Here is a 12,757-nt window from a genome sequence, read left to right on the forward strand (position 1 = left end):
TCAACCCCCCAGGTTGAGCGTGAGTTTGGTGACGGCGAACGCCTCGGCGTATCGCTCGTGGCATTCGATGCCGCGGATCCGTGCGAGGCCGACGAAGGCCTCCCGGTCGTACCAGGGCCGGTGCCGCTGCGAGGGATAGTGCTCCTGCAGCAGCCGCACCTTCTGTTCGGCGGTCTCCGGCGACAGCGGCTGGTACGCCGTGGGACGGCCGAGATCGCCGTCCCACTTGACGATCTCGTAGCCGAGCACGAGGTGGTCGCGGAAGGCGGTGGGTATCAGCTTCGCCAGGCCGCGGTGATCCTGGTGCGCGTCGTCGGTACGCGGGGCCAGGATCAGATCCGGTTCGGTCTGCGCGCGCAACTCCTCGACCGCGGCCTTGGCCTCGTCCCAGTGCACAGGCATCCGGCCGTCCGGCAGCTTGAGGACGGTCAGCCGCAGGTCGGCGCCCGGGCAGAAGGCGGCGAGCGCGGCCTGCTCCTCCGCCTCCCGCTCGGTGCCGCCGCCGGTGAGCACCAGCGCGTCGATCCGGACACCCGGCCGCGCACGGCACAGGGTCAGCAGCGTGCCGCCGGCGCCGATGGCGATGTCGTCGCAGTGCGCCCCCACCGCGACGAGCCGGTCCAGGCGCCCGGCCCCGAGCCGGATCACGCCCCCACTCCGGCGCCGGCCCGCTCCCACACGGCCCACGGCCGGTCGCCCCGCGCGTACGCGTCGTCCAGCGAGGCCCGCTCCTTCACGGTGTCGGTCGGCTTCCAGAAGCCGCGGTGCTGATGCGCCACCAGCCGCCCCCGCTTGGCCAGTTGGGCGCATCCGTCGGCGACCAGGTCGCCGTTCTCCGGTATGTGGTCGAAGACCTCCTGGCGGAGCACGAAGTAGCCGCCGTTCTCCCACAGCGGCAGTTCGCTCACCGGGGTGATGCCCCCCACCAGACCGTCCTCGCCCAAATCCACGCAGTGGAACGACGACTGCGGCGGCACCACCATCATCGACGCCCCGGCGTCACGCCGGGCGAACCGGTCGATCATCTCCGGCAGCGGGGCGTCGGTGAGCACGTCGGCGTAGTTGGCGAGGAACATCTCGTCGCCATCCAGGTGGTGGCGCACCCGGCGCAGCCGCTCTCCGATCGGCGACTCGATGCCGGTCTGCGCGAACGTGATCGTCCAGTCCGCGATGTCGGTGGACAGCAGCTCCGTCCGCCCGCCCCGCAGCACGAAGTCGTTGGACGTCGTCTCCTCGTAGTTGAGGAAGAAGTCCTTGATGTGGTGCGCCCCGTACCCGAGGCACAGGATGAACTCCGTATGCCCGAAGTGCGCGTAGTAGCGCATGACGTGCCAGATCAGCGGCCTGGGGCCGACCATCGCCATCGGCTTGGGCACGTCGTCGGCGGCACCGCTCCGCATCCGCATCCCGTAACCGCCGCAGAACAGTACGACTTTCATGGCTTGACCTCGACAATGCTGAGTTCCGGGATGGGAAAGACCAGCCGGCCGCCCCAGGCGTGCACGAAGGACAGCTGCTCGGTCAGCTCGTCGCGCAAATTCCACGGGAGGACGAGCACATAGTCGGGCCGGTCGGCGGCCATCCGCTCGGGAGGCAGGATCGGGATGCGGGTGCCCGGGGTGAACCTGCCGTGCTTGTAGGGGTTTCGGTCGACCGTGTACGGGAGCAGGTCGGGCCGGATGCCGCAGTGGTTGAGCAGGGTGTTGCCCTTGCCGGGGGCGCCGTAGCCGACGACCGTCTCGCCGCGCTCGGCCGCCTCGACGAGGAACCGCAGCAGATCTCGGCGCACCTTGGCCACCCGGGCGGAGAACTCGGTGTACCCGGACAGCTCCCGCAGCCCGGCGGCCTTCTCCCGGTCCAGCACGTCGGCCACCCGCCGCGTCGGCTCGCCGGCCACCTCGGCCGGCCGGGCCCACAGCCGGATCGAGCCGCCGTGCGTCGGCAGCAACTCGACGTCCACGAGCGCGAGTCCGCCGCTCGCGAGCGCCCGGATCGCGGAGGCGACCGTGTAGTACTGGAAGTGCTCGTGGTAGATCGTGTCGTACTGATTCTCCTCGATCAGGGTCAGCAGGTGCTGCACCTCGATGGAGATCCAGCCGTCGTCGGCGACCAGGGCGCGCAGCCCCCGGGTGAACCCGACCACGTCGGGGATGTGCGCGTACACGTTGTTGGCCACGACCAGGTCCGCCGGGCCGTGCTCGGCGCGGACGGCCGGGCCCGTGTCCGAGCTCAGGAACTCCGTGAGCGTGGGCACACCCTTCTCCCGCGCCGCGGCGCCGACGTTCACCGACGGCTCGATGCCGAGGCACCGGAGCCCCCGGTCCACGACGTGCTTGAGCAGGTACCCGTCGTTGCTCGCGACCTCGACCACGAACGCGTCGGGGCCGAGACCGAGGCGCTCGACGGCGTCGGCGACGAAGGCGCGGGCGTGGTCCACCCAGGAGGTCGAGTAGGAGGAGAAGTACGCGTACTGCGTGAACGTGTCCTCCGGCGTGATCAGCGGCGGGATCTGCGCGAGCCAGCAGTCCGTGCAGACCCGCAGGTGCAGCGGGTAGGCCGGTTCCGGCTGATCCAGTTGGTCCGCGGCGAGAAAGCTCTCACAGGGTGGCGTCGCCCCCAGGTCGACGACGCTCGCCATCGCTTCCGAGCCGCAGAGTCGGCATCGTGTCATCTACTGCCCCCCATTGATTCCGTCCGCCCCGCGATCGCGGCGCGGTACCCCTCCACCAGGCGCTCCAGGCCGACGGCCGGGCTGAACCCCTGCTCGTAACGGCGCCGGGCCGCCTGGCCCATCTCCTGGTTGCGGGCTCGCCCGGCCGCGATCCCGCGGATGCAGGACGCGAGCGAGGCGGCGTCGCCCGGCCGGTGCAGCAGCCCGGTCACCCCGTCCTCGACGAGTTCGACGAAGGCGCCGTGACCGGCGGCGACGGCCGGGACCCCCGCCGCCATCGCCTCCACGACCACAAGCCCGAACGCCTCCAGCCACGTCGACGGCGCCACCACGGCGACCGACCGAGCGACGGCCTGCCGGCACTGGGCCGGGTCGTACAGGCCGACGTACCGCACGTCGTCCCGGTCCGCCGCCCACGCGGCCACCTCTCGTTCCAGCGGCCCCGCCCCGGCGACCACCAGCGGCACGCCCACACCGCCCTCGGCGGCGATCTCGTCCCACGCGGCCATGAGCAGCCGCACGCCCTTGGCCTCCGCGAGCCGGCCGAGATAGAGCAGATGCTCGCCGGCGCCCGCTCGGTACGTGCCCGGGTCGGGCACGAAGTTGTGCTTCACCGCCAGCCGCTCGGGCGGCATGCCGGACCGCACCAGGACCTCGCGCTGCGCCGCGGAGATGCAGAAGAACCGCTCCACGCCGGACCACCAGCGCCGCCGGTTGACCGAGAGGCTGACCGCGAGCGGCACCGTCGCGAGGCGGGAGCCGCGGTAGCAGCCGTGGCGGACGGCGGGCAGCGGCGCAGACCCGACGCAGTCGGTGCACGGCCGGCCGTCCCGCCGCAGCGTGCCGGGCGGGCAGACCTGGGTGTAGTTGTGCAGGGTGGCGACGGCGGGCACGCCGGCGTCGGCGCAGGCGGCAAGCACGGCGGGGGACAGGAGCGGGAAGACGTTGTGGACGTGCACCACGTCCGGCCGCCCGGCGCGGAGCCGGGCGGCGAGCTCCACGCGGACCCCCGGGTTCCACGGCACCAGCAGTGGCACCGCGGCCTTGCCGAACAGGGACCGGGCGGCGATGTCGTCGCTGCGCCGCTCGAACACCTCGACCCGGTGGCCGGCCTCGCGCAGCAGCCCCACCTCCTGGTCGACGACCTTGTTCTCCCCGCTCGGCTGCGCCGAGGCGTAGCGGTTGTGCACCACGAGAACGCGCATGCTCAAGGCACCTCCGAGGTCCGGGCCGTCAGCAGCGAGGCGGCCACGGTCAGATGCAGCAGGTACGGAGAGGCGTCGCCCAGCCCGGCCTCGGTGTACGACGCGATCGCGCAGTAGCTGATCAGGAAGATCGCGCAGGCCCTCGGCAGCGAGGGCGGCCGCAGCAACGCGACACCGCCCAGCACGGCGACCATCGCCGCCACGATGACGGCGCCGGTCAGACCCTGCTCGTGGTAGACGGCCAGCCAGCTGTTGTCGATCGGCAGCCCGCCGAAGGACTTGTCCCCAAGGCCCGCCCCGAGCAGCTGCTCCGAGGCCGTCCGGGGGGCTGCCAGCAGGGCGTCCCAGACCTTGGCCCGGCCGGTGAGGTTGGAGAAGTTCTCCTGGCTCTGTCCGCGCAGGAACCACGCCTGTAACGCGGAGTTGAACGCCACCGCGGCCACCGTGACGCACAGCACCGCCCAGGCGAAGAACCGGCGGGCGGCGGCGCTGGTCAGGACGAGTGAGCCGATCGCCAGCATCAGCCCGATGAGCAGGCCGAGCGTGGCCGTCCGGGTGTGGGTCAGCGCGAGCAGGACGAGTGCCGGCACGACGACCACCGCCGCGCTGACCCGGTCGGTCCGGCGGCCCAGGACGAGCAGCACGGTGAGCCCGGTGATCACCGCGGCGTACTGTCCGATCTGCGGCGGGGTGAGCGGCCACAACGCGCCGACCAGGCGTCCGCCGTACAGCTCGGGCATGGCCGCGCCGGGGGAGATGAGCAGGCCTGCGGCCACCGACGCCAGCACGGCGAAGTACAGCCGGATGTGGTGCCGGACCAACGTCGCACTCCCGTCCCACCAGTGGCTGAGCAGCCACAGCGTGCCGACGAAGAGAGCAAGCCGGGCGCAGCGGAACAGCGCCCCGAAACCGGAGTCCAGGTCCGCGCTGGAGAGCACGCTCGGCACCAGCAGCAGGGTGAGCAGGAACAGGAAGGCGCTGGGCCGGACGCGCAGCCGGAGATTGAGGGCGAGCGCCAGCGCGAACGCGGCGACCAGCGCCCCCATCGTGATCATCTGGATGAGGGAGCGGGGCAGCGGGACGATGGTCTTCGCCCCGGCGGAGCCGAGCGTGTTGAGGATCAGCAGCCCCCAGACGACCCCGACCAGCTTCGGTGTGCCAGAAGGGCGCGGTGCGGCGGCGGGCCCCGTGCCTTCGGTATCGGGTCCGCCCGGCAGCCCCTCGCGCGTCAGGGCACGGTCCATCTCAACCACCGGCCCGTGGCTGGAAGGTGCTGCCCGCGTCCTGCCGGTACGGCGCGCCCCGCCACTGCCCGAAGTCGAGTTCCCGGCTCGGGTCGTGGGCGACGAAGCTCCATGGTCCGACGTAGACGTTGTCGTGCCAGCGGTTCTGCTGCTTGTGGGTGATCGCCTCGGCCACCGGTTCGCCCTTGTACGGTGACCAGTCCGGATAGGTGCCGTAGTTGGCCAGCACCGCCATGCGACCGCACTTCACCGTGCACCCGACGACGGACGTGTCCAGCACGAAGCGGTTGCTGTGGATGTCCACCCGCTGTGTCTTCCACCGGCAGTCGGCGTGGAGCGGTGCGGCGGCGATCCCCGGTTGTGCGCAGCGGTCGGTGCTCTTCACCAGCAATGTGCAGGCACCGGAGGAGGTGTTGGCCGGGCTGTTGCAGAACCGGTCGGCGTTCTCCCACAGGGTGATCCCGGACCAGTTGTTCTCCAGCACGTTCTGGTAGATCTCGATCTTGTCCGTGCGGGCCCTGACGCGTGGTTCGCCGCCGGACTCGGACAGATAGATGGTCGCGAACGGGAAGGAGTCGCCGCGGTCGGCCTTCGCGCGGCCCTCGACCCAGTTGTTCCGCCGGATCGTGTTCTTCCGGATGACCGCGTTGTAGCTGGTCTCGTAGATGAGCGCGGCGCCGTCGTTGGCCTCCAGCACGTTGTCCTCGATGCGGAAGTCGGTGTTGTTGGTGTCCGCCCACAACCCGGGTCCCCGGTTGTCGTGCACCCAGTTGCCGCGTACGTCGGCGCCGTCGACGGCCCAGAACTTGACGCCTCCGGTGCAGCCGCAGCCCGGCTTCCGCCGCTCCCAGCCGTCGGTGTTGTTGGCCACGATCTCGTTGCCCTCGACCACCAGGTCGCGGATGGGGCCGCCGGCCTTGTACGCGTTCAGTCCGTACTGTCCGTTGCCCCGCAGGCAGCTGGCGCGGACCCGCTGGCGGGCACCGGCCATCAGCCCCGCGCCGGAGTTGTTCTGGATCGTCGCGTGCTCGATCACCCACCCGTCGGCCGAGTCATGGTTGACCACCCCCTCGTTCTGCGGCGCCACGAAACCCTGCACGGTCAGGTGCCGGATGGTGACGTCGCGGGCGGTGCCGCCGAACGCGTACTGGTTGGTCTTCCGGCCGTCGAGCACCGCGCCTGGCGCGCCGAGGTAGCGGTTGCCCTCCTTGGGGACGACCTGGGCGTAACGGTCCGGCGCGAGCCTGTGCGTCCCCGGTCGAAGCCAGAACGTGGTGTTCGGCGGACTGCTTCTGGTCTTCTCCGCCAGGTCCCCGACCACCGCGGGGTCGACCGTCACCGCCCCCGCCGGCGCCTTCGCCGGCCCGGCCGCGGGCCTGGCGCACACCCGGGCCACGGACGTGGCGGGCGCCCCGGACGTGGCGGGCGCCGCGGACGGCTCCGCCCGGGGGCCCGGAGTGCTCGTACAGCCGGTCGCCGCCAGCAGGGCCAGCGCCAGCGGTGCCGCCGCCGACGCCCAGGGCCGCCTCGTGTTCCCCACGCGCCCCCCTAGCCGCGGAACCTGAGCACGGTGGTGAACTCCCGCGCCCGCGCAGGGCCGTCGGTGAAGCCGGTGCCGACCAGCGTGGTGGCGGGTTCCTTGCGCCCGAATCCGGCGGAGTACCAGCCCAGTGGAGGGTCGGTCTCGCCCCGATGCGCCTGCCAGGAGAGTTGCCCGGGCAGGTCGAGCACCGCGGAGCGGTCCTCGCCGTCCCGGGTCCAGGTGAGCACCGCCCGGTTCGCCACCAGGTCGGCGGCGATCGCCGGGCCCAGGTGGAACGCCAGGTGTACGGCCCGGCGCGGGCCGCGTACCTCGTCGACCACCCGCAGCTCCTGGCTCGCGGCGGTCAGCTCCACCCGGCGGCGGTGCACGGAGGGCTGGTAACCGTGGTGCTCGGCGCACCAGCGGGCCGTACCCCCACCGGAGGCGTCGGCTGTCTCCGCGAACAGGACACGGCTGCGGGCATGACGGGTCCACAGGAACGGGCCGCCGGAGACGGACTGGTCACGGCCGTCCAGGCGCAGGGTGTTGTGGCCGAGGGTCGACCGGAAGTACTGCCGCCACTCGGGCTGCCCGTGGTAGCAGTACGTCCCCGGGTCGGCCAGCACGTCGACGCCGTCGTGCCGGACCTCCACGGACAGCGCGTCTGCGTGGGCATGCGCGGCGATGGAAAGGAACCCGTGCGGACCACCGTCGCAGCGGCACCATATCTTCTCTGCCGGACCGCGCAGGATGGTGAGCCCCGCGTCGGCGAAATGGGCCGGCCGGCGTGCCGGGCGGGTCACGGACAGTCCAGCGGGCTTGATGAGCGCGGCCAGGAGCGGGGTGCGCACATCGGTGCCGGTCACCGCGGGCCACCAGTCGAGCCTGCCGAACACGGCGTCCCCGGTGGCCAGCAGCGAGGCCCAGCGGTCGGTGCCCGTGCCGTCCACGACCAGGCCGTGCCCGTCGTCCGCGTCCCCTTGGCGCGGTGGCCGTAACCGGTTGTCCACGACGGCCGCGAGCGCGTCGGTCTTCCGCAGCAGCACCAGCCGGATCGACGCGGGAACCGGCCTTCCCGCGGCATCCGCCTCGGCCACGGCGGCCAGGCCGAGCTCCAGCACGAGTCCGTGGTACTCGGTGGCCAACTCGCGGTTGAGGCCGGAGCCGAAGGTGTTGCCGCGCAGATGCCGCTCCAACGACCGCAGCGCGTCGGCTGCCCAGCGCGCCGAGGAGGGGAACCATCCGAACGCGCAGGCCGCCGCGTACTGCCCGGCGGCCTCGGCGATGACGTGGTTGTTCGCGGAAGAGCCCCGGCTGGGGAAGGCGGCCAGCCAGCGCTGGTGGTGCCAGATCTGGTTCAGCGCCACCGGGTTGCCCTCGAACAGCCCGGCCGCGCCCGGCCAGCCGTCGAGCAGCCGGCGGATCCACACCCAGGACAGCAGCCGGATCCCCAGCTCGATGCCGCTGGTCCAGTGCACTCCGCGCAGCGGCGCGTTGGCCGCCCACCACGACCGCAGATGCTCGGCCACGCGCTCGGCGTACCGCCCGTCCCCGGTGATCGCGTAGGCGGCGGCGAGCACGGTGAGGTACTGGTGCCGGGACAGCTCCCAGATCTGCTTGACGTCCCCGACCGCGTCCTCGTTCCGGTACGGCACGTCGAAGGCGTAGCCCCACGGCGCCCGGCGCCCGGTCTTCGGGTCGTACCACCAGTCCGGGTCGGCCAGGTCCTCACGGACCACACCGAAATACTCGACGTGCCCGGCCATCAGCCGGTCCGCCTCGGCGACGAGCCGTTTCGCGGCGTCCGGAGGTATCGCGGCGATCGTCCCGGCGGGCAGTACGGCGGTGAAGCGGGCGCCGGTCACGCTCGGGCAGTCCGGCGGCGCCGACCGCCACCGCCGCCTGCGCACCGCGTCGCCGACCCGGCCGCCGACCTCCCGCGGTCCCATCCTCGACAACCGCCGCAGGTACCAGCCCGCACTGCCCGCGCTCATGGTCATCGCGCCCTCGCCAACGTCACCGGAGCGCCGCCGGCCAGGGCGGCCTGGACGGCGAGGGTGGCTGATGTGGTGGCGACCAGCGACTCCAGCGGCACCGGCATCGGCCCGCCGGTCCGTACGGCCTTGACGAACGCGGCCAGCTCGGCGGACTGGCCCTTGTCCCGGGTCTTGGGCAGCCGCGAGCTGACCCACCGCCTGCGGCGGCCGTCGTACACCGTGGCGCGGACGAAGTCGTCGAGTTTCAGGACCTTGCCGTCCGCGACAAGGTCGAGTGTCTCCTTGGGGAAGCCGGCCGGGCCGCTGGTGACGTAGCTGAGGGTGGCGGTGGAACCGTCCGGGTAGCGGAGCACGACCTGCAGGTCGTCGTTGCCGGAGGTGGCGGCCGCGTACACCGACACCGGGTCGGCTTCGAGCAGCCAGCTCGCCGTGTCGATGAAATGTCCGCCCTCGCCGGCGAACCGCGTGCCCTCGGTGCCTTGCCGGAGGTACCAGCTGCCGTGCCCGAGCCGGCCCGCGTTGACCAGGTAGCGGAGGCTCGCCGGTCCGGTACGGGCGCCGAACCGTTCCCTCGCCTCCCGCAGCAGGGGCGCGAACCGACGGTTGAAGCCCACCTGCAGCCGGTCGTTGCCGGACTCCTCCACCGCCGCGAGGACACCGGCCAGCTCGTCCTCGGTGAGGGCGAGGGGCTTCTCGACGAACACCGCCTTGCCGGCGAGCAGTGCCTTCCGGGTCAGTTCGGCGTGCGAGCTGTGCCGGGTGACCACGAACACCGCGTCGATGGACGTGTCGCCGAGGACGGCGTCGAGATCGGTGGTCGCCGCGGCGAAGCCGAACTTCCGCTTCGCGTTGGCCGCGGACAGCGCCGTCGTGGTGACGACGGTCGACAACTCGACGCCGTCGCGCTCCGCCAGGTGGGGCAGCAGCATCGACGTCGCGTAGTTCCCGGCGCCGACGAACGCGAGGCGCACCGGCGTCTTGGCGGCCCGGACCGGACCCTGCTGCACGTTCACGGCGGGCACGGCCAGCTGCGGGGCAGCCGCCTCCACCGCCTGTTCCGGGTACTGGAACAGCACGGCCACGGCCTTCAGTTCACCGTCCTTCAGGCGCTGGTACGTCTTGACGGCATCGTCGAAGTCGGCGATGTGCGAGATCAGCGGCTCCACGTCGACGCCGCCACGGGCGACGAGATCGAGGAAGCAGGCCAGGTTGCGGCGCTCGGTCCAGCGCACATAGCCGATGGGGTAGTCCCGCCCCTCCAGCTCGTACTCCGGGTCGTAGCGCCCGGGGCCGTAGCTGCGGGAGAACCGGACGTCGAGCTCCTTCTCGTAGTACGCGTTCCACGGCAGGTCCAGGCGGCACTTGCCGATGTCGACGACCCGGCCCCGGTCCCGGCTCAGCCGGGCGGCAAGCTCGACGGGCTCGTTGCTGCCGCCGCCGGCTGCCAGGTACACCTGGTCCACGCCGTGACCGCCGGTGAGCTCGGCGACGGCGGCTTCCACGGCCGGGGACGCGGGATCGCCGCAGGCCGCCGCGCCCAGACGCGCCGCCAGCTCGCAGCGCACCGGGTCGGGGTCGACGCCGACGACGCGGACCCCCGAGGCGGCGAGGAGCTGCACCACCAGCTGCCCGATCAGCCCGAGGCCGATGACCAGCGCCACCTCACCGAGCTGGGGCTCGCCGCGGCGGACACCCTGCAACGCGATCGACCCGACGGTGCCGAAGGCCGCGTGCCGTGGCGCGAGACCGTCCGGCACCGGCGAGTAGAGGTTCTTCGGCACCCAGTTCAGCTCGGCGTGCAGCGCGTGCTCGTTACCGGCGCAGGCCACGAGGTCGCCGACCGCCACGTCGTCGATGCCGGCCCCGACCTGCTCGACCACCCCGCACAGCGAGTAGCCCAGCGGCGTGTAGGAGTCCAGCTTGCCCATCACCTTGCGGTAGGTGGCGGGGACCCCGTTGGTGGCCACGCTCTGCATGACCTTGGCCACCTGGTCGGGCCGGGAGCGAGCCTTGCCCAGCATCGACATGCCGGCCTCGGACACCTTCATCAGCTCGGTCCCGGTGGATATCAGCGAGTAGGCGCTGCGGACCAGCACACCGCCCGGCTTGCACCCCGGCACCGGCACGTCGAGCACCGCCAGCTCGCCGCTCCTGTAGTTCTGCACAACCTGCTTCACCCGAACTCCTTCGGATTCCTAAGCCGTCGACCGAGTGCTCTGGCCGGACCCAGAGGTCGCGTCGCGATACCAGTACTCGAGAGTCAGCACATGCCACAGATGCTTGGAGAAGTCCCGCCGCCCGGCGGCGTCCTCGGCGACCATGCGCGCCAGCGCGTCGCGGCGCAGGAGCCCGGATCCGACGAGCACACCGTCGTGCACCACCTCGCGCACCAGCGGTGCCAGGTCCCGGCTCATCCAGGCGCGCAGCGGGGCGCTGAAGAGGCCCTTGGGCCGGTAGACGGTCTCCCGGGGCAGGACCGAGGTGGCCGCCTCCTTGAGGACGGCCTTGCCCTGCCGTCCGACGATCTTGCGATCGCCGGGCACGGCGAACGCCGCCTTGACCACCTCGACGTCCACGTACGGCACGCGCACCTCGGTCGACGCGGCCATGCTGGCGCGGTCCGTGTACGTGAGGTTCAGGCCCGGCAGGAACATCCTGGCGTCGCCCAGGCACATGCGGTTGACGAAGTCGTCGAGGTCGTTGTCCTGGTAGACGTCCGCGTGCTCGGTCAGCACGTCCTCGACCGTCCCGGCCAGGTCCGGATCGACCAGGGCCAGCAACTCGTCCTGGTCGTACATGGTGTAGCTGCGCCGGAACGCGGTCTCCTCCGGCAGATCGGCGAAGGAGAGGAACCGCTTCGCGAACCGCACCGACCGGTAGCCCCGGCGGGCCGTCGCGACCGGCAGCCGGTCCACGGCCGCGGACACCCCGCGCCGAAGGGGCCGAGGGACGCGCCGGTAGCGCACGGCGAGCAGGTTGGCCAGGTGTTTGCGGTAGCCGGCGAACAGTTCGTCGGCGCCCATCCCCGAGAGCATCACCTTGACCCCGGCCTCGCGTGCGGCCGAGCAGATCAGGAAGGTGTTGATCGCGGCGGGATCGCCGATCGGCTCGTCCAGGTGGTACGTCATCCGCGGCAGCAGGTCGAGCACGTCCGGAGCGATCTCGATCTCATGCAGGTCGACGCCGAACCGCTCGGCCACCCGCCGTGCGTGGCGAAGGTCGTCCGGCATCGCCTCGAACCTGGCGTCCTCGGCGCGGAACCCGATCGTGTAGGCGGAGATCCCGGGCTGGTCGCGGGCCGCCAGCGCGGTCAGGTAGCTGGAGTCGAGACCGCCGGAGAGAAAGGTCGCCACGGGTACGTCGGAGAGCAGGTGGCGCCGGGTCGACTCCTCGACGACGGCGGCCAGGTCGGGTGGCGCACTGTCGCGGGCCTCGTGGGCGACGTCCCGGAGGTTCCAGAACCGGCCGCGCTCCACCCGGCCGTCGGGCCGGCATCGCAGCCAGCTGCCCGGCGGCAGCTTCTCCGCCTCGCGGAGAGCGCAGCGCGAGTCCGGCACCCAGTAGTAGAGCAGCGAGGCCACCAGCGCCGCATGGTCCACCTCCAGCGACCCGCCGGTGGCGGCAGCGAGCGCCTTGAGCTCGGAGGCGAACACCAGACCCCCACCGCGCCGGAGCAGGAACAGCGGCTTGACGCCGAGCTGGTCGCGGGCGAGCACCAGGTCACCGGTTCGCTCGTCGAAGATCCCGAACGCGAACATGCCGCGCAGCCGGGGCAGGCAGTCCGTGCCCCAGCGCCGCCATGACTCAAGGAGCACCTCCGTGTCGGAGGTCCCGCGAAAACGCACCCCGGCGGCGGCCAGTTCGGCACGTAGCTCGGGCGCGTTGTACAGCTCGCCGTTGTACGTCAGGACGAGGCCGCCCGAGGCCATCGGCTGGGCGCCCGTCTCGGACAGGTCGACGACGGCCAGCCGGCGATGCCCGAGGTGAACTTCGGCGTCACCGGCTGGGTGGCTGTACCGGCCCGCCCCGTCCGGGCCGCGGTGGGCGAGGGTGTCGGTGAGCCGGTCGGTCACGGCCTTCCCGTCCGGCCATCGGTACGTGCCTGCGATGCCACACAT

General features: G+C 72.0%; 9 protein-coding genes. All 9 read right to left on the minus strand.

Features of this window, described 5'->3' with window-relative positions:
* Genes IEZ01_RS03180 through asnB form a run of 9 tightly spaced genes read right to left on the minus strand, consistent with a single transcriptional unit; the run spans window position 1 to window position 12,757 of the window.
* Complete coding sequence (locus IEZ01_RS03180) at window positions 1-648, minus strand: PIG-L deacetylase family protein (RefSeq protein ID WP_019891353.1); 648 nt, start codon at window positions 646-648, stop codon at window positions 1-3.
* Window positions 645-1,439: a glycosyltransferase family protein gene (locus IEZ01_RS03185; protein ID WP_019891354.1), complete on the minus strand. Its 795-nt coding sequence runs from the start codon at window positions 1,437-1,439 to the stop codon at window positions 645-647. The genes IEZ01_RS03180 and IEZ01_RS03185 overlap by 4 nt, the downstream gene beginning before the upstream one ends.
* Entirely contained in the window at window positions 1,436-2,671 is a 1,236-nt protein-coding gene (locus IEZ01_RS03190) for a class I SAM-dependent methyltransferase (RefSeq protein WP_189199691.1), read from the minus strand. The genes IEZ01_RS03185 and IEZ01_RS03190 overlap by 4 nt, the downstream gene beginning before the upstream one ends.
* Complete coding sequence (locus tag IEZ01_RS03195) at window positions 2,668-3,876, minus strand: glycosyltransferase (protein WP_189199693.1); 1,209 nt, start codon at window positions 3,874-3,876, stop codon at window positions 2,668-2,670. Before IEZ01_RS03195 ends, IEZ01_RS03190 begins: the two co-directional genes overlap by 4 nt.
* A 2-nt stretch (window positions 3,877-3,878) precedes the next feature.
* Complete coding sequence (locus IEZ01_RS03200) at window positions 3,879-5,120, minus strand: membrane protein (protein WP_040875241.1); 1,242 nt, start codon at window positions 5,118-5,120, stop codon at window positions 3,879-3,881.
* Between the two features lies 1 nt (window position 5,121).
* Entirely contained in the window at window positions 5,122-6,660 is a 1,539-nt protein-coding gene (locus IEZ01_RS03205; protein WP_028798253.1) for a right-handed parallel beta-helix repeat-containing protein, read from the minus strand.
* Between the two features lie 8 nt (window positions 6,661-6,668).
* Window positions 6,669-8,642, minus strand: a complete 1,974-nt coding sequence (locus IEZ01_RS03210; protein WP_189199695.1) for a heparinase II/III family protein — start codon at window positions 8,640-8,642, stop codon at window positions 6,669-6,671.
* Window positions 8,639-10,816, minus strand: coding sequence for a bi-domain-containing oxidoreductase (locus IEZ01_RS03215; RefSeq protein ID WP_189199697.1), 2,178 nt, complete (start codon window positions 10,814-10,816; stop codon window positions 8,639-8,641). Before IEZ01_RS03215 ends, IEZ01_RS03210 begins: the two co-directional genes overlap by 4 nt.
* A gap of 18 nt (window positions 10,817-10,834) precedes the next feature.
* The gene (gene asnB / locus IEZ01_RS03220) at window positions 10,835-12,757 is read right to left on the minus strand and encodes an asparagine synthase (glutamine-hydrolyzing) (RefSeq protein ID WP_019891362.1); all 1,923 of its coding nucleotides are present in this window, start codon (window positions 12,755-12,757) and stop codon (window positions 10,835-10,837) included.

The organism is Streptomyces purpureus (assembly GCF_014648195.1).
GTDB classification, from domain to species: domain Bacteria; phylum Actinomycetota; class Actinomycetes; order Streptomycetales; family Streptomycetaceae; genus Streptomyces; species Streptomyces purpureus.